The organism is Myceligenerans indicum (genome assembly GCF_016742955.1).
In the GTDB taxonomy this organism is placed as follows: Bacteria; Actinomycetota; Actinomycetes; order Actinomycetales; family Cellulomonadaceae; genus Myceligenerans; species Myceligenerans indicum.
Map to the genome: position 1 here is coordinate 1 of NZ_JABBYC010000063.1, position 18,523 is coordinate 18,523.

Consider the following 18,523-nt stretch of genomic DNA (forward strand, 5'->3'; position numbering starts at 1 on the left):
ACCACCCCCGAGGACACCACCACCGCCATCACCACCAACTCTGACCAGCCTGTACTCCCCACTGCCGCCTGACCACCCACAACCTGAAGGATTACGAAACGGTTACACCACTACCTGGGACTTGACCTTCTGGGCTGCAATGCGACCAGAGCTTCCCACGGCTCCGGCAGTGCTGCGGTTTCCGCAGCCTGGTCCAGCGGATGTTCGGCAAGCGATCCCGGATCCTCGTCGGCACGAGTGAAGACATCCGGCACGCGCGGGTGCAGAATGTCGTTGGTGTCGATACATGTGCCAGACGAGCACGGCAACGAGCCGCTGACGCCGATCTACCCCTTCAACGAGCCGGGAGAGGCGATCGAACTCTACTCGGGACCGATCGGTGGACTGGACAGAAGTGACTTGAACGGGACGATTCGCCTGGTTCCCTTCCCGTCGCCAGGCATCCGCTGGCAGGTCGAGCTTCCGGACGCGGAGGGCCACCACCTGAGGATTGGCCTGCGCGACGAGTTCGAACTGACTGCGGGCGGAATGACTGGTCACGCCATGATCAACAGCACATCGCTCGACTCCGTCGTCGGCATCTCCTCGCACCTGGAGTTCGAGTCCGGCGACCTGCTGGAATACGCCCTCGTGCACTGGATGAACCTGCCGAACTACACCGGCAACACTCCACTCCACTACACCGACAGCTGCCGCAGCACGTGGACACGCGGCCGCCTGACCCTCGAAATCGACGGTTGGCGCATCACTCTCGATGGGAGACCGGATAGCGGCTCCCTCTTCAAGGAAGATATCGGCCTCGCGCGCTATGTCCTCACGCACGTCATGGAGCTTCGCCGAGTGGATGCAAGCTCATTCGAGGTCGAAGGTGCCAGGCGGGTGATCGAGGCGCTGCGCCTGTCGCTCTCGTTCGCGGCCGGGCGGTGGGTTGCGCCCACGCTCTTCGTCGGTTTCGACGCGACTGGTGGGAAAGCGTGGCAGGACTGGGGGAGTCCGATCTGCGCGCCCTACGAGAGGATCGGCTCACCGGTCATCAGCCCGATGGCAGTCGGCGATCTGGAGGCGTTCCTCAACGCCAGTGTCGTCAGGCTCCGGGATGCTGACGCCGCCAACACCACCCGCTTCCAGATCCGGCTCGCGACTCAGACATCCAACCTGGGCTTCGTCGAGAATCGGATCTTCTCCGCCTTCCCCGCGATCGAGAACTTGAGCTGGGAGACCTTCGTGCTCGGCGGAGTGGTCTCCAAGGCCGAGTTCGAGGACCAGAAGCGCTGGCCGACCGCGCGTCGCCTTCGTGAGCTTCTCGTCCGCGCCCAGATCCCGATCGGCATTGACCAGAAGCGGCTTCCCGCCCTGCACCAGCTGGCGACCGAAAAGAGACTCGACGGCCCAGAGACTGTTACGTGGGTGCGGAACCGGCTAATCCACCCGAAAGACCCGCATGATCGCTTGTACACGCGGGAGAGGTTGGTCGCCGAGGCGTGGCAGCAGAGCCGTGAGTACGTCTGCCTGCTACTGCTGCACGCGATTGGATACACCGGTGGCTACCTGGGCGCGATCCCTCCCCACGGATGGCTCAGCGATCCTGCGCCGGTACCTTGGGCGGCGTAGTAGACGGCGCATGGCGACTCTGTCGATCATCGGGGAACGCTTAGCGCACTGCAGAGCGCCTTGGTGTCCCCAACGGGCCGGGAGCATCGTCGTAGCGATGGTCGACGCCGCTCGCCGAGGGTGCGCGCCTGCGTCGATGTGCCGTCAGTTGTATTCGGACTAACAAGTACTAACGGACGTCGGTGGATGGATCTGTATTGCTCTCGCTACTCATCCAGTCTTTGGACGGTGACTGCTTCGCGGTCTCCGCCAGATGCCAGTCCGTCGACGATCCGGTGGAAGCGGTCGCGGGCTGCCCCGGTTAGTGCGCCGCTACCCCGTAGGGTTCGGATCCAGTCCCAGAAGTAGTAGAAGCCGTTGCTGACCTGCTCGTACTTGCCGTCGATCGTTCGCTCGATCCAGTCGAGGCCCGCCGTGGCTTGCCATGAGAGTGGTGCGCATCGAGCCAGGCGTGTGACCGCGTCGACGGCTCGGGCCTCGCCAGCTGCGAGTGCGAGCCAACGATCGGCCAGGTCACCGAGCGCTTCTGGACGCATCCAGGTTTGCTCGGCTCGCTGGAGCGTCCCGTCGATGTCTGGGTCGGAGCTGCGTGGCGTTGGGGTGGGTAGAAGTGCCGCAACGGCCCAATCGAACCAGGTCCCGCGCTCTCCTTGCAGGTCGGCTCCAGCGTCGATGGCGTCGAGCACCGTTCGGAGCACAAGGTTCCAGAATTGTGGGAGCGATTCCCGGAGGCGTTCGTCGTATGTGAAGTTCCGGGCGAACCCGTCGAGCATTGGCTGCAGCGCGTATGGGTTGCCGGCAAAGGTGCGTAGATGCGATTCGAGAGGGCCGCTGTCCCCGGCAAGGGTGAGTTCGATTAGGGCTCGCGCGATCGCTTCGTGACCCATCGCCTCGGTGTAGCCGCCGCCACCGCGCCCCTGGCGGTTCACACCTCGACGGTACGCGTCCCAGAGGACTGGGGAGAGTTCGTGGGCGGCGGAAGGGATGCACTCGGTGTTTCCGGCAGCAGCTGCGCAGAGGATCGGCATGCGGAGTCGGTTGACCAGCAGGTCTGCGGCCCTGACTGCTGGCAAGGTCTGATCGTAAGGTGGTGGTAGAGGATTGGGCTCCAAGTGCAGGGACTCTTCGTTGCGGGGCGCACGCCTGCAGTCGGCGAGGCTCGCTAGCGCGGCCTGCCACGCCGGTTCATGGCGTACGCACACGCCCGTCTGTTCGTCGACGTTGCACGGCACCTGCCACAGCGCATCGCAGCCTCTGGCGTAGGCCATACGTACTTCGTCGAACAAGCTCCTCCCCAGGGCCCCGAGGCAGTGGTTGAGGCGTGTCGCATCGAGCTCCAAGGCCTCGAAGGGCTCAGTGAGAAGTAGGGGCACCACGGCTGCCGCTGTGCGGTCGGCGCCCATCGGATAGATCGTCGCGTGGTTGCTCAGGATGTCGACTCGGGGGCGCTCCGCAGCCGTCAAGACCGTGTCTGCCGCCCACCGGAGATCGGCGTCGTCGATCTCAGCCTGGTCGAGCGCGTGTGCCCGTAGGGCCGCCGCGGCAACGGAGGCGATGCTGTCCTCGGGTCGGAAGAAGCCGGCGGGGAAACCGTTGCTCACCGTGCTGCGAGCTGTCGCGATGTCCTCGCGCAACGACGCACCAGGCCCCTCCTCGGGCATGCCGCTTGCGGATGCGTACCTGCTCTGCAACTGATACAGGACCCTGCTTGCCTGGATTTCAGCCGTGCGAGACGCGAGGGCTTCCTCGACCGGCGTCGGGCGTTCGACCGCGATGACGTACCCGTCTTCGTCGCTCGATCCTCGGTAGTTCTCAATTCGGAATCCAGCGGCCCAGCCCTCGACCATCGCGACATACTCGCTACTTCGAGCATCCACGTCAGTGCCATGGCGAGCGTTCTCGACGAGCTGGTCACCTACCTGCACCAGGGCCTGGCGCCGCACTTCGTCCTCTCGTGCTTCGAGGACCATCGCGGCGACGATGTCCTGGGGTGAGTTCCTGCGTCGGTCGCTGCCCGTCAATGTGTCCGCACTGGCGTCTCGCACTTGTCCGTTGGCTCGTTCTCCGACGATGCGGCCCATCTCAAGGCTCCATACATCCGGCACCGCGAGGAACGGGTCGAGGATCTCGCCGGCCTTGTCGGGGCGGCGTGTCAGGAACCCGACAACGAGCCCAGCCACGGCAATGCTGTCGCAGGCCCTGAGGACCAGGTCAACGAGTACCCCAGTCTCGATGCCCGCCTCCTTGTGGACGAAGTCCAGGTAGCGCTCTAGCGCTAGGAGCGCGCTCATGCAGGGATACGGCCCTCCGCCAAGGCCCCGATACCACCCCCACATCTGGTCGTCGCCGAAGAACCGTCGCGGACCCAGATCTGGCAGGTCAATATCGATCCCTGGTGGACGTGCGGTATCTTCCCCGCCTCCGGACCGTGCTCGTCGATCCGCGCGATGCTGCGCCGCGTGGTCAAGCATGCGGTCGATGAGCGAGATCGTTTCGTGCGGCACCTCCCGCAGAAGCTGGTAGAAGGGCCCGTAGTACCAAGCGGTCAGCGGTTGCCCGAACGCGAGTCCGCCGTCGTGCCGGTGGTCTCGGATTCCGTCGCCGTAGTCCGCGAAGCCGCCCCAGTTCCAGTCCTCATCAGGATCAGGCCGTTCGATGTAGTAGGCGTCTGCGAGATCCAGCAAGAGACTCGGGCGAGTGCGCGACATGCTCACCGCTACCGCCACTGACTCGACCGCCGAGGCCAGGCAATCTGGCCGCTCGGCGGCGACTCGCCGTAGCCACTGTTCCGCTCGCTCGTCGAGGTCGTGTCCCAGCGTTGCGAGGGCTTCGATGGCGAACGCATCATATTCGGACGGCTCGCTGTCGAGGATGTGGTCCCGGATACTTCGGCGCAACACGTCTGGCTCCCGATTGTCCCGGGCCATACCCCGCAGCCAGGCAAGGACTAGGTTCCCGATCCTCTTCATCGGGCCGTACGTGACAGCCACTCCTCGGCGGGAAGCGGCCTGGTCGCCGCTGTAGAACACGGAAAGTACCGGTGCCAAGGCGAAGGGATCACCGAAGTCGTATTCCACGTAGCGTAGTTGCGCGAGCCGCAGCAACGTCCCCAGGCCGCGCCCTTGATCCGCTGTAAGTGCCTCCCACAGCTCGCCGATGGCAACCTCTGCGTCACCGAGCGTGAGCAGGGCCTCGTAGGGAAGCTCAACCCACCGGCTACCTGCGGTGCCGCCCAGTTGGTCGAAGCGCGAGATCAGGTCCGCCCAGGCCGACATCCGATTCCTGTCGCCTAGGACCGCTTGACATGCGAGTCGCGTCGCTCTGATGGTCCCGCGGGGTGCGCCTGCGTCTGCCAGTGGCCGGAACTCCTCGTGGATGAAGAGCCTGCACAGTGCGAAGTCCCGGAAGAGGTCACTGGCAAACACATCACCTGTTGACAGTGCTGGATTCTCGGGGGCGACAAGGACACCGTCCGACCGCAGCTCGGCAGCAGCACGCCCGGGCTGCGTCTGCGCCTCGAGTTTGAGGTTCCGCCTGGCGACGTTGATGGCCAACTGCTCTCGCTCGTCGGGCGTAGCCCGGTTCGATGGTTGCTCCTCCCAACGTCGGATGAGCCCGTTCCAGACCGCAGTGAAGACATCAGCCTCGCAGAGGATGGCGTCGGCATCGATGCTGGAACCGGCCCGAAGTAGCGCATCGACAAGGCCTGGGCGCCTGAGAAGCCAGCCCGCACGCGGTTCGCTCGCAAGCCTGCGAAGCCCTGGGAACGCTCGGGCCAGTTTCTGCCGTTCGTTGGCAGCCAAACCCGGCACGACGTACTCCGTGGGCTCACCAGCCTGCTCGGCAGCCTCCGCGGCGTACATCAATTCCTCGCGAACTCGCGGCGCCCCATCGGCGCGGGTGACTGCGACGACCCCTCTCCCGGCCCGGAAGGCCGCCGTTGCGAGCTCGCGTAGCAGTGGGCCCTTGCCCTCGAGGACTGACTCCGTTCCATCGATGAGCAAAAGCTGCAGTTGTCGCACCTCAGCGCTCGCGAGAATATTTGCGAGGGAGGCTCCGCCCAGACGTGCTTCGAAGTCTCCAACTGCGTCGGGCACGTCCCGAAGGCTCATGCTCATCAAGCTGGCACCCTCATCCCGAAGGGCCCCCGACACGCGCAGTGCGAGTGCCGACTTCCCGACGTCCGGCTCGCCCGTCACAACGAGACCGGAGCGGTGATCCCCTTCGGCCCTCATAGCATCGGCGAGTCCCGATCTGGCTTCGTCGCGGTCGAGTTCGATTGACACGGACCCCGCGCGGAGCCCAGGGCGTACGTTCCCGCGCAACCGCTCTGCAAGGCGATCTAGCACTCTCCATGCATGCGTGTGCGAAGGCGACCGCTTCAGGGGGAAAGCTCTCAACTCGCGGCGCAACATCCCAGCAGTGACCCACCCGCCCTGTGCTGCCCACGCCCCGGTGAGTTCCAGGATCTTCGAGAAGATGCTGTCGGCAGTGGCGAGCGTCCCGTCCTCGACGACCGCACGAAGAGTGGCGATCGCCGCCGTGCGGTCGCGTGTATCGGTGCCCTCGAGGTGCAAAACATGCACCCTCAGCACTGAGAGCCAGCGCCAGGTGAGGTCACCTGCTTGTATGTCGTCGAGGCTTGGGATCTGGCGCGCCGCCTGCCCGACAAGGTTCTCCAGATTGGAGAGCCTGTTCCTCGTAGCTTCGTTCGTGGCCCGGGGGCGCCTGACATGCTGCCTGAACGACTCCGGATCTGGGGCAGAACGCGCAAACGCAGCTAACTGATCCAGCTGATCGATCACTGGGGTGTGCCTTCCGACCGCCAGTACGAGCGACCAAGTTCCTGACGAGACGCTCTCCCAGTGCTCGGCCACGATCCGCAGATAGTCTCCAATCAGTGACACCGACGAGGTCTCGCTTGGAGCAAAAGTCGGGGCACGCCGAACACCGATGGACGCGCAGCACCGATCGCCAGTCGGACTGGTTCCCTCTACGAATACATCGTCGACAGGGCTCGCGTCCTTCGCCTGCAGTCGCACACGCGACACCGATATCCGATCCCCAACACCAGGGACAGGAGCGCCAGCCAGAAGACTCGCAAGGATCGTCGCCGCGTACGCATGTTCCAGCGTGACGCCCCCACCACCAGAGGCGTACGGGGAGGCTCCATCGTTAGGCACGTGACCAGCGTACGCACAAACTGGCTCATACCCGCCTACCACAGGCCGCTGAAGGCACACCCAACCCGCCGCCCGCCTCTTCCTGTGACATGGGTCGCCAGCCGTGAGGAACTCGCTTCGCGGCCGGCAGCAGCCGGTCTGATGTCGGAGCGGCTCGCCTCTCGCTACCGCGGTAAGTCCGTCGCGGAACCGACCGGGCGGCTGTCGGTAAGCGTGGCACTCGGTAGCGGGAGAGCTTCGCAACGGTGGGACAAGGCGCGCCGACGTGCGGCGCTCCGAGAGGGTGGCAGCCGTGTGGGCCCCTCCGCAGTTCATCCAAGGCGAAAGGGTCAGTTCAGGGCAGGTCCATCCAGTTTCCCTTGTCGATGCAGGTCAGACCCCATTTCGTGCAGTGCATGATTTGGCCGCGAGCGGGGAGCCCTCCACTGCACGATTACTGCACGAATTGGTACGCTGAGGTCCGTCCAGCGACGTCTGGATACGGCACGCGGGCAATCCTGTCCGGCGTGCTGAACAGCCAGAACGCCAGCAGCCAGGGCAGACGCCGGACCCCGGGTAGGTCACACCGAGAAGTACTTAGCCTCCGGATGATGGAACACCAGCGCATCCGTGCTCTGCTCCGGGTGCAGCTGCAGCTCGTCGCTCAGCTCGACCCCCACCCGCTCGGCCCGCAGCAGTTCCATGATCTTGTGCCGGTCTTCCATGTCCGGGCAGGCGGGGTACCCGAGCGACATGCGCGCCCCGCGGTACTCCAGCTTGAACATCCCTTCCACGGTGTCCGGTTCCTCGCCGGCGTACCCGAGCTCGTCCCGTACGCGGGAGTGCCAGAACTCCGCCAGCGCCTCGGTGAGCTGGACCGACAGGCCGTGCAGCTCCATGTACTCGCGGTAGTGGTTGCCCTCGAACAGTTTGGCGGTGTGTTCGGCCACGGAGTCGCCCACGGTCACGAGCTGCACGGGCAGCACGTCGTACCGTCCGGTCCGCTCCACCCAGGATCGCGGCTTGATGAAGTCGGCCAGGCACAGGTGCCGGTCGCGGCGCTGCCGCGGGAACGTGAACCGCAGACGCTCGGTGCCCGGCTCGCCGCCGGAGCCGCCGTCGGGCGCCGTGAGCCCGGCCAGTCCCGGCCCGTGGTGCGCGACGACGACGTCGTTCCCCTCCGACCACACCGGGAAGTATCCGTACACCACCGTCGGGTCGAGGATCTGCTCCGTCCGGATCCGGTCCAGCCATTCCTTCAGCCGCGGCCGGCCCTCGGTCTCCACGAGTTCCTCGTACGACGCCGAGGACGTGGCCGGCGCCGCGAACGCCGTCGTACCGGACGTCGCACCGTCCGACGAGGCGCTGCCTGACGCCGACGCCGACGCCGCAGCCGCCGTCGCCGCGCCGCCCGATCCGCGTCCCGGCTTCAGCCCCCACTGCCCCATGAACGTGGCCCGCTCGTCGAGGAACGCGGCATAGTCCGCGAGCTGCAGCCCCTTGACGATGCGCGTTCCCCAGAAGGGCGGTTCCGGCACGGGGTTGTCCACGGCGACGTCGGACCGGTCCGGCAGCTCCTCCTCCGGCGTCTCCGTCACCTTGACCACGTTGTGCCGGCGCGTGCGCAGGGCGGGCAGCCCCACCTCGTCCGGCGACGCCCCACGCGCCACCTTCACCAGCGGCTCCATGAGCCGCAGCCCCTCGAACGCGTCACGCGCGTACCGGACGGTGCCGTCGAACGTCCCGGCCAGGTCGTCCTCCACGTAGGTGCGCGTCAGGGCCGCCCCGCCGAGCAGGATCGGCCACCGCTTCGCGAGCCCCCGCGAGGACAGCTCCTGAAGGTTCTCCTTCATCACCACGGTCGACTTCACCAGCAGGCCCGACATGCCGATGACGTCCGCCCCGTGCTCCTCGGCGGCCTCGATCATCGCGGAGATCGGCTGCTTGATGCCGATGTTCACCACCGTGTAGCCGTTGTTGGTGAGGATGATGTCCACGAGGTTCTTGCCGATGTCGTGCACGTCGCCGCGCACGGTGGCCAGCACGATCGTGCCCTTCGACCCGGAGTCACCCTCGACGCGCTCCATGTGCGGCTCCAGCAGCGCCACGGCGGTCTTCATCACCTCGGCGCTCTGCAGCACGAACGGGAGCTGCATCTCGCCCTTGCCGAACAGCTCGCCCACCACCTTCATGCCTTCCAGCAGGTGGTCGTTGACGATGTCCAGCGCCCTCATGCCGTTGCCAAGGGCCTCCTCGACGTCGTCGTCCAGGCCCTTGCGGTTGCCGTCGATGATGCGGCGCGCCAGCCGTTCGCCGATCGGCAGGGCGGCCAGCTCCGCGGCGCGCGCGTCGCGCATCGCGGCGGTGTCCACGCCCTCGAACAGTTCCAGCAGGCGGGCCAGCGGGTCGTAGGTGAGCTCACCGGCCTCGTCGTAGCGGCGCCGGTCCCAGACCAGGTCGAGCGCCACCTCGCGCTGCTCGTCCGGGATCGTGGCCAGCGGCAGGATCTTCGCCGCGTGCACGATCGCGCTGTCCAGCCCGGCCTCGGTGGCCTCGTGCAGGAACACGGAGTTCAGCACGGTGCGCGCCGCCGGGTTCAGCCCGAACGACACGTTCGACACGCCCAGCGTGGTGTGCACGCCGGGGTAGCGGTGGGTGATCTCGCGGATCGCCTCGATCGTCTCGATGGCGTCGCGGCGGGTCTCCTCCTGGCCGGTCGCGATGGGGAAGGTGAGGCAGTCGACGATGATGTCGTCCACCCGCATGCCCCAGTCGCCGGTGAGGGTCTCGATGAGGCGCGTCGCGATCGCGACCTTGCCCTCGGCCGTGCGGGCCTGCCCCTCCTCGTCGATGGTGAGCGCGACGACGGCGGCCCCGTGCTCGACGACCGCCGGCATGATCCGCGCGAACCGCGAGCCCGGCCCGTCGCCGTCCTCGAAGTTCACCGAGTTCACCACCGCGCGCCCGCCCAGCAGCTCCAGGCCCGCGCGGATCACGTCCGGCTCGGTGGAGTCGATCACCAGCGGCAGCGTCGACGCGCTGGCCAGCCGGGAGACCACCTCGCGCACGTCCGCGACGCCGTCGCGGCCCACGTAGTCCACGCACACGTCCAGCAGGTGCGCACCGTCCCGGGTCTGGGCACGGGCGATGTCGACGATGTCGTCCCAGCGCGACTCCAGCATCGCCTCACGGAACGCCTTGGACCCGTTCGCGTTGGTGCGCTCGCCGATCGCCAGGTAGGAGGCGTCCTGATGCAGGTCGGTGTGGGAGTAGAGGGAGGCGACGCCGTTCTCCCGCTCCGGGTGGCGATCCGGCAGGGGGTTGCCGCGCACGACGTCGACCACCTGGCGCATGTGCTCCGGGGTGGTACCGCAGCAGCCGCCCACCAGGCCCAGCCCGAATTCCCGGGTGAACTGCTCGTGCGCGGCGGCCAGCTCCTCGGGCGTGAGCGGGTAGGTGGCGCCGTCGGGCCCGAGCACCGGCAGGCCGGCGTTCGGCTGGCACATGACCGGCATCTGCGCGTGCCGCGCCAGGTGGCGCAGGTGCTCGCTCATCTGGTCCGGGCCGGTGGCGCAGTTCAGGCCGATCGCGTCCACACCCACCGCCTGGAGCGTGGTCAGAGCCGCGCCGATCTCCGATCCCATGAGCATCGTGCCGGTGGTCTCCACCGTGACCGACGCAAGGATCGGGACACGCTGCCCCAGTTCGCGCATCGCCTGCTTCGACCCGGAGATCGCGGCCTTGGTCTGGAGCAGGTCCTGGCTGGTCTCGACGAGGATCGCGTCCGCGCCGCCCTCGATGAGGCCGGCCGCCTGCTCGGCGAACGTGTCGCGCAGGTGTCCGTAGGTGGTGTGGCCCAGGCTCGGCAGCTTCGTGCCCGGGCCCATCGAGCCCAGCACCCATCTGAGGCGGCCCGGCTCCTTGTCCCGTGCAGCGTGGGCGTCGGCCCGCTCGCGGGCCAGGGCCGCGCCCGCGCGGGCGAGCTCCCGGATACGGTCGTCGATGCCGTAGTCGGACAGGTTGGACCAGTTGGCGCCGAACGTGTTCGTCTCGATCGCGTCCACGCCCACGTCCAGGAAGGCGTCGTGGATGCCCGCGATCAGGTCCGGGCGCGTGACGGTGAGGATCTCGTTGCAGCCCTCCATGTCCTGGTAGTCCGCCAGGGTGGGTTCGGCCTGCTGGATCATCGTGCCCATCGCGCCGTCGGCCACGACCACACGTTCGCGCATCGCCGTGAGCAGGGCGGCTGCCCGATCTGGCATGGGCAGGGCCGGGGCAGCGGATGGAGCAGTCACGTTCGCAGCGTAGCCCGCGGTCCCGGGGCGGAGGCGGGCCCGCCCGGGCTCTGGGACCGGGCAGAGCCCTCGGGTCCCTCGCGGGCGGGTCCTTCGGCCCTATCGGTATCCGGTGCGTGGAGCTGAACTGGAGTCACCTCGGCCGCCGCCGAGGTGCGCAGGCTTGTCGGAACCCACGAATACCGACGCACCGAGCCCCCAGGAACGGAGCCCACCATGAAGGCAGCTGTCGTCACCGAGTTCCTCGCACCCTTGACGGTGCAGGACGTCCCCGCTCCCGAACCCGGGCCCGGTCAGGTGCGCGTGCGCATCGAGGCCAGCGGCCTGTGCCACACCGACATCCACGCCGCCCACGGCGACTGGCCGGTCAAGCCGTCCCCGCCCTTCATCCCCGGGCACGAGGGCGTCGGCCAGATCGACGAGCTCGGCCCCGGCGTCACCACGCGCGCCGTCGGGCAGCGTGTCGCCATCGCCTGGCTCGGCAGCGCCTGCGGCGAGTGCCGGTACTGCATCAGCGGCTGGGAGACGCTCTGCGAGAGGCAGGAGAACTCGGGCTACTCGGTCGACGGAGCCTTCGCGGAGTACGCCGTCGTGCCCGCCGCCTTCGCCACACCCGTCCCCGACGAGGTGCCGTCCTTCGACGCGGCACCCCTCACCTGTGCGGGCGTCACCACCTACAAGGCCGTCAAGGTCGCCCACGTCGCCCCGGCCGAGACCGTCGCCGTGTTCGGCATCGGCGGCCTCGGGCATCTCGCGCTCCAGTACGCACGGATCGCCGGCGCGTTCACCATCGGCGTCGATGTCGTGGACCACAAGCTCGGACTCGCCACCCGCCTCGGCGCCGACCATGTCGTCAACGCCGCCCGCGAGAACCCCACCGAGGCCATCCAGCAGCTCGGCGGCGCCGACGTCGCCATCGTGCTCGCCGCGTCCCCACCCGTGTTCGGCCAGGCACTCCGCTCCCTGCGCCCGGGCGGCCGGCTCGTCTGCGTCGCGCTACCCGCCGAGGGAACGCTGGAACTCCCCATCTTCGACACGGTCCTCAAGGGCATCTCCGTGATCGGATCCATCGTGGGCACGCGCAACGACCTCGCCGACGTGTTCGCCCTCCACGCAGCCGGCCGCACCGAGGTGGTCGCCGTGGAGCGCAAGCTGGAGGAGATCAACGAGTCGTTCGTCGACGTGCTCGCGGGGCAGGTGCCGGCGCGCATAGTGTTCGGGTTCTGAGGGTCGCCCCCCCACGACGTCGTGTCCCGGGCGGGGGGACGGCAGACGTGCCCACGCGCGTGTGACCGGACCGCCGAAACCGCGTCCGACATGCGCCGGGCGGGAGCGGAGGACGATCCTGGAAACCTGCCGGGGCCGCGGGGCGCCCGGTACCGACCGGGAGGTGTATGAGATGGAGATCGTGCGAGGCGAACGCGCGGCGCAGGAGATCGTCGGGCTGCACGAGCAGGTGCCGGGTGACGAGATCGCGGAGTTCTTCTCCCGTGCCATGACGGCCGCCGCGGAGGCGCTCGCGGAGCGAGGGCTCGAACCGACAGGTCCACCCGTAGCCCTCTACCAGGGCATGGAGGAGAACTCGTTCGACGTCACCGCAGGGTTCCCGGTGATGCCGGGTGCCGCGCCCTCGGACGACGTCGTCGCGGCCATGCTCCCCGCCGGGGCCACGGTCGAGACGATCCATACGGGGCGCTACGAGAAGTTGTCGGCCACCTACCAGGAGCTCACCGCCTGGTTCGAGGACAGCGGGATGGACGTGCCGGAGGTGATGTGGGAGGAGTACCTCGTCGGCCCCGACAGCGAGACCGACCCGGACAAGTGGCAGACACGCGTCGTCTACCCGGTCGACTGACCGGGGCGACAGCCCGTCGCCGACTCCGGCCGGCCAGGCCCCGATCGGCGACGAGCGCCTGCCGCGAGACTCTGGCGGACGATATTCCCGAGACCGACGGCGGCCCGTCGGCCTAGCGTGAGGGACATGAGCACTGCCGACGCCGCCGAATCCGCGACCACTGACACCACAGGGGCGGCGAGACCACCAGCGCAGACACCGGCAGCGACACCAGGCTCCGTCGCGGAGCGCGCGGCCGCGCCCACCACACTGCCCGCCGTCCGAGCCGGCGGACTGACCTGGCGCGGCGCCCGACGCGAAGACGCGCCGGCCATCCTCGCTCTCCTCAACACCACCGGCGAGGCCGACGGCCTCCCGTTCCGCGTGGCCCTCGACGAGGTGACCGAGACCCTCGCCGCGCCCTACCGCGACCTCGACAAGGACTTCCTGCTCGGCTTCGAGGAACCGGACCACGGACCGGCCACGAGCATCCTGCGCGCCTACGCCCAGGTCAGCGCCCCGCCAGGCGACGCGACCGTGGCACGCGCCATCCTGGAGGGAGGCGTGCACCCCGACCGGCGAGGCGAAGGAATCGGGCGCGAGCTTCTCGCCTGGCAGATCGCGCGCGGACGCCAGAAGCTCGCGGAATCGGCGCTCGCGGCCCGGCACGTGCCCGCGTGGCTCGTCGTGCACATGGAGGACGACGCTCCCGAGCGCCTGGGGCGCACGTACGAGCGGGCCGGGTTCGCCGCGCGGCGGTACTACTCGTTCCTGCGCCGCGACCTGTCGGCGCCGATCGCGTCGGCCGACGTGCCGGACTCGGACACCGGGCTGCGGCTCACCGTCTGGGCGCCCGAACTCGACGAGGCGCTGCGCCTCGCCCGGAACGACGCGTTCCGGGACCACTGGGGAAGCCAGCCACGCACCCGGGAGACGTGGTCGGAGTACCGCACGGCGTTCATGCCGTCATGGACGTCCCTGATCGTCGACGACGCACCCGACACCGATGCGCTCCTCGCCTCGCCCGACACCGACGCCGAGACGGCGGCAGCACTCCGGGCGGGGGAGCCGCTGGTGGTGGCCTACCAGATCGCCTCGAAGTACGAGGACGACTTCGCGGTGCGCGGCTACACCTTCGGCTACTCCGACAACGTCGGTGTGCGGCGCGCCTACCGCGGCCGCGGGCTCGCCCCGGCGGTCATGGCGGCCGGGATGCGCCTGATGGCCGACGACGGCATGCGGTACGCCGCCCTCGACGTCGACACGGCGAACCCGACGGGTGCGGTGGGACTGTACGCGGCCCTCGGCTACGAGAAGCAGGACGGCTCCCGGATGCTGACGATCGAATTGTGAGCCCACGGCGCCCGCGAGCGGATATGCTCCCGGGACCCGGCGCCGCGAGGCGCCACCACCTGCACGGAGGTTGTGACAGTGACCCTGCCTTCCCCTCTCGTCATCCTGCCTGCCGACCCGTTCCCGCACCTCGCGGTCGAGTTCCCGGAGCCCGGCGGCGAGGGCTTCGGACTGGCCGCCGCGGGCGGCTTCGGCGCGGTCTTCGCGGTGGTCGGCGGGCTGGTCTGCCTCGGCGTCGTCACCGTCGTCGTACTGGTGGTCGTCAACGCCGCCCGGCTGAGGCGCAAGGGAATCGACCCCCTCGCCTCCGAGGCCGAGATCGTCGCCGACGCCCTGCGCGCCACGCCTTCCGGCACCGGGCCTTCCGGCACCGGGCAGGGAGCCGGCGCGACGGCGCCGTCCCCGCCCTCGCGCAGCATCGCGGACCGTCTGGCGCAGGTGGACCGGCTGCACGCCGAGGGGGGCATCACGGATGCCGAACGCGAGGCGCAGCGCACCCGGATCCTCGACGAGGTCTGACCGGGACGTCCCCGGCCGAGCTGGTCCCCGCGGGGTCGCGGGTGAACGCCGACCGACGCCGTCCGCCGGAGACCCGGCCGCGAGCTTCCGCCACGGGCCGGGTCCCCCGTTCAGAGCTGCTTCAGCAGCGGCAGGACGTCCTCGCCGAACTGGGTCAGGAACGCGCGCTGGTCCTGACCCGGGCCGTGCACGACGAGATGGTTGAGGCCCGCGTCGACGTACGGCTTGATCATCGCCACCGCCTCCTCGGGGTCCGAGGCGACGATCCACCGCTTCGCGATCTGCTCGATCGGCAGCTCGTCCGCCAGCTGCTCCATCTCCTGCGCCGACGTCACACTGTGCTTCTGCTCCGGGGTCAGCGACAGCGGCGCCCAGAAGCGTGTGTTCTCCCGCGCCGCGGCCGGGTCGCGGTCGTAGGAGATCTTCAGCTCCAGCACCTTGTCGATCCCGGCCGGATCACGCTCCGCCTTCGCCGCGCCCTCCGCGACACCCGGCAGCAGCTTCTCCGTGTACAGCTCCATGCCCTTGCCCGAGGTGCAGATGAAGCCGTCACCGACGCGACCCGCATACCGCGCGACCATCGGGCCACCGGCCGCGACGTACACCGGGACCGGGACCTCGGGCCGGTCGTAGATCGTGGCGCCCACCAGCGTGTAGTAGTCGCCCTCGTGATCCACCGACTCCTCGGTCCACAACCGCCGCATCAGCGCGACGGCCTCGCGCAGCCGTGCGAACCGCTCCTTGAAGTCCGGCCAGTCACGCCCGCTCACGGCGATCTCGTTCAGCGCCTCACCCGTGCCGACACCGATCGCCACACGCCCCTCGGTCAGCAGCGCCAACGTCGCGAACGTCTGCGCGATCACCGCCGGGTTGTATCGGAAGGTAGGCGTCATCACGCTCGTCCCGAGCATGATCCGCTCCGTACGCTCGCCCGCCGCGCCGAGCCACGCCAGCGCCGACGGGGCGTGCCCGCCCTTGACGCGCCACGGCAGGAAATGGTCCGAGATCCATGCACTGTCCAGCCCGGTCTGCTCAGCGAGAACCGTGAAGTCCACCAGGTCGCGCGGACCGAACTGCTCTGCGGATGCCTTGTAGCCGATCTTGAGAGTCACATCCGAGACCCTACGCCTGCAGACCGACACCGACAGCAGGGACGAGCGGGCAGGATCCTGGCGCACCGTACGCTCGGGACCGTGACGCACACCCTGCCCGAACGTCCCACCCACGTCCTCCTCGACCTCGACGGCACCCTCACCGACTCCGCCCCCGGCATCATCGCCTCCCTCCGCACCGCCTTCGCCGAGGCCGGTCTGCCCGTACCCCCGGACCCACGGCTGCGCCGGTTCGTCGGCCCGCCACTGGGCCTCTCGCTCGCCGGTGCCGGGCTCACCGACGACCAGGCCGAGGCCGTCGTCACCGTCTACCGGCGCGAGATCGAGGTGGCCGGCCTGCACGACAACGCCGTGTTCGACGGCATCGAGGACCTTCTGACGGTCCTGCGCGACGCGGGAACGACACTCGTCGTCGCGACCGCCAAGCCCCAGCCGCTGGCCCGCCCGATCGTCGCCCACTTCGCCCTCGAGAAGTACCTCACCGGCGGCATCGAGGCGGTGTTCGGCCCCGCGATGGAGGGCGCGGGGCAGCATTCCGGCAAGGAGAAGGTCGTCGCCCGGGCGCTGGCGGCTTCCGGCGGTGACCAGGCCGGCGCCCGAGCGGTGATGGTGGGCGACCGCGAGCACGACGTGCACGCCGCGACCGCGAACGACATCCCGACGATCGGCGTCGCCTGGGGCTACGGCGAGCCGGGCGAGCTCGAGGAGGCGGGCGCGGCCGTCATCGCCGCCTCGCCCGCCCATCTGCGGGACCTGTTGCTGGGGTGACGCCGGTCCGGAACGCTCCGCGGGCTGCCGCTCGGGTTTCCTCTCAGCCCTGGTACCGGGCCATCCAGGCCTCCGGTTCGTCCACCGGCTTCCAGCCGAGCTCCTCGTAGAGGGCACGTCCCTCGCCCGAGGCCCGCAGGAGGATGCGCTTGAGACCCAGCGGGTCGAGGTCGGCGAGCGCGCCCTCGACCAGCATGCGGGCGATGCCCCGCCGGCGGTGGGCGGGGTCCACCACGACATCGGCCAGCCAGCCGAACGTGGCGCCGTCCGTCACCACGCGGGCGTAGCCGGCGAGTGCGCCCGAGTCCCGGACATGCACCGCGTAGTTGCGCGACCCGGCGATCGCGGCGTCCTGAGCCGCGCGGGATCGTCCCGCGGCCCAGTAGGCGTGCTCGGTGAGCAGCGCGTACACCCGCGCCGGGTCGATCCGGCCGGTGTCGGCGGAGAACTCGTACTGCGACTCGTCGGCAACCATGTGCGGCAGTCAATCACGCGGCGGCGGGGCGGTCGCACCTGATTCCAGGAGCCGCGCCGCCTATCCGGCGTACCGGCGGCAGAACTCCCGCAGGGGTCCCTCCGGGACGACGTCGATCAGCTCGCGGTAGCGTGCGGCGGCCTCGTCGGTGCGGCCCGTGCGCCGTGCCAGGTCGGCCAGCGCGAGGCTCGCGTCGCGGGCGGCGTAGGGCGGACCGCCGGTGACGAACTCCTCGAGCTCGCGCTCGACCGCCGCCAGACCTGGCGTCGCGGCGGCTCCCTCGGCGCCGGCCAGCTCCCTCCTCCCGAGAGCGACCAGCCGGGCCACCCGGGTCGCGGGGGACGGCCACACCTCCAGGAGAGCGTCGTAGAGCGCAGCGAGCCGGTGCCAGTCGGTGCGGCCGGTTCCTCCGCTCGTGCTGTGCACGCCGGAGATCGCCGCCTCGAGGACGAAACGTCCGGGACGCCGACCGAGCCCGACGGCGGTGGCGACGTCGTCCAGGCCCGCGTCGAGCAGACGCGTGTCCCACTCCGCTCGGTTCACCTCGTCCAACGGCAGAGCCACGCCGTCCCGGACGCGCGCCGGACGGCGTGCGAGCCCCAGCCGGCACACGGCGCGCAGGCCGAGCACCTCCGGATCGTCGGGGAACTCCGCGGCCAGCGCCTCGGCGAGCGTCAGCGCGTCGCGCGCAGGATCCTCGGTGGCGTCCGCGGGCTCCAGCGCCTCGTGCTGGCCCACGGAGAACAGGCCCGCGACGCAGGCGAGCACGATCGGCAGGCGCGACTCCCGCTCCGCGCGGTCGGGCACGGAGAACTCGCCCCGTGCGCGAGCGAGGCCCGACTTCGCCCGGGTCAGCCGGGCGGCGGCGGTGGCATCGGCGATCCCGAGGTGAGATGCGATCCTGCGGATCGGCAGCCCGCAGACCACGCGCATGGCGAGCACGAGCTGCGCCCCGGGAGCCAGCGCGTCGTCGCACGCGACGAACAGGAGCGCGAGGCGGTCGTCCAGGCCGTCGCCGGGCCGTGCCGGTGCGTCGTCCAAGGTGGTCTCCGCTCGCGCGATCTCGGGCATCAGGCGCGTGAGAACCGCTTCGTGCCGCATCTCGTCGAGCCAGACCCTGCGGCCGACGTGCACGCACCAGGCGGTGAGATCCTCGATCGACCCGTCGGGCCGTGAGGCGGCGCGGGCGAACGCCTCGGCCGCGCACTCCTCGCCGCGGTCGAGGCTGCGGGTGACGACGGCCAGGGCGCGGACCACGCGGGGCCAGGCCGCCCGGAAGGTGTCGGGGTCCATCAGCGTCCGGCCGCGCCGGCCCCGTGACGGGCGGGATGACCCGCTGCGGGGCCGGCAGCGAGGGGGGCCGGGCTGTCTCTTATACACATCTCCGAGCCCAC

The 18,523-nt window shown here is 69.4% G+C and carries 11 protein-coding genes; 6 read left to right on the plus strand and 5 right to left on the minus strand.

Annotation, left to right across the window (positions count from 1 at the left end):
• Positions 1-276 precede the first annotated feature (276 nt).
• Positions 277-1,611 (plus strand): YopA family protein, encoded by a 1,335-nt coding sequence (locus tag HGK34_RS20135; RefSeq protein WP_201850806.1) that lies wholly within the window; start codon positions 277-279, stop codon positions 1,609-1,611.
• Positions 1,612-1,817: 206 nt separating this feature from the next.
• Here HGK34_RS20135 and HGK34_RS20140 read toward each other — a convergent pair whose 3' ends face one another.
• Positions 1,818-6,416, minus strand: a complete 4,599-nt coding sequence (locus tag HGK34_RS20140) for a hypothetical protein (RefSeq protein ID WP_201850808.1) — start codon at positions 6,414-6,416, stop codon at positions 1,818-1,820.
• 938 nt (positions 6,417-7,354) lie between these two features.
• On the minus strand, positions 7,355-11,035 hold the full coding sequence (gene metH, locus HGK34_RS20145) for a methionine synthase (RefSeq protein WP_244666989.1): 3,681 nt from the start codon (positions 11,033-11,035) through the stop codon (positions 7,355-7,357).
• 249 nt (positions 11,036-11,284) lie between these two features.
• Here metH and HGK34_RS20150 point away from each other — a divergent pair, with 249 nt between their 5' ends.
• From HGK34_RS20150 to HGK34_RS20165, 4 genes are all read left to right on the plus strand, one after another.
• The gene (locus HGK34_RS20150; protein ID WP_201850812.1) at positions 11,285-12,295 is read left to right on the plus strand and encodes a zinc-dependent alcohol dehydrogenase; all 1,011 of its coding nucleotides are present in this window, start codon (positions 11,285-11,287) and stop codon (positions 12,293-12,295) included.
• A 172-nt stretch (positions 12,296-12,467) separates the two neighbouring features.
• Positions 12,468-12,923 carry a GyrI-like domain-containing protein gene (locus HGK34_RS20155; RefSeq protein ID WP_201850813.1) on the plus strand — a complete coding sequence of 152 codons (456 nt, stop codon included), beginning with the start codon at positions 12,468-12,470 and terminating at the stop codon, positions 12,921-12,923.
• Positions 12,924-13,049: 126 nt separating this feature from the next.
• Positions 13,050-14,255, plus strand: coding sequence for a GNAT family N-acetyltransferase (locus HGK34_RS20160; RefSeq protein WP_201850814.1), 1,206 nt, complete (start codon positions 13,050-13,052; stop codon positions 14,253-14,255).
• A gap of 78 nt (positions 14,256-14,333) precedes the next feature.
• Complete coding sequence (locus HGK34_RS20165) at positions 14,334-14,774, plus strand: hypothetical protein (protein WP_201850815.1); 441 nt, start codon at positions 14,334-14,336, stop codon at positions 14,772-14,774.
• A 110-nt stretch (positions 14,775-14,884) separates the two neighbouring features.
• On the opposite strand, the gene fgd is transcribed toward HGK34_RS20165, so the two are convergent.
• A complete protein-coding gene (fgd, locus tag HGK34_RS20170) occupies positions 14,885-15,886 on the minus strand; it encodes a glucose-6-phosphate dehydrogenase (coenzyme-F420) (protein WP_201850816.1) in 1,002 nt (333 codons plus the stop codon).
• 81 nt (positions 15,887-15,967) lie between these two features.
• On the opposite strand from fgd, the gene HGK34_RS20175 reads away from it, so the two are divergent.
• On the plus strand, positions 15,968-16,654 hold the full coding sequence (locus HGK34_RS20175; protein ID WP_307816130.1) for an HAD hydrolase-like protein: 687 nt from the start codon (positions 15,968-15,970) through the stop codon (positions 16,652-16,654).
• Between the two features lie 43 nt (positions 16,655-16,697).
• Here HGK34_RS20175 and HGK34_RS20180 read toward each other — a convergent pair whose 3' ends face one another.
• Both HGK34_RS20180 and HGK34_RS20185 read right to left on the minus strand, forming a co-directional pair.
• Positions 16,698-17,129, minus strand: coding sequence for a GNAT family N-acetyltransferase (locus HGK34_RS20180; protein ID WP_201850817.1), 432 nt, complete (start codon positions 17,127-17,129; stop codon positions 16,698-16,700).
• A 60-nt stretch (positions 17,130-17,189) separates the two neighbouring features.
• Positions 17,190-18,422 carry a DUF6596 domain-containing protein gene (locus HGK34_RS20185; RefSeq protein WP_201850819.1) on the minus strand — a complete coding sequence of 411 codons (1,233 nt, stop codon included), beginning with the start codon at positions 18,420-18,422 and terminating at the stop codon, positions 17,190-17,192.
• Positions 18,423-18,523 lie beyond the last annotated feature (101 nt).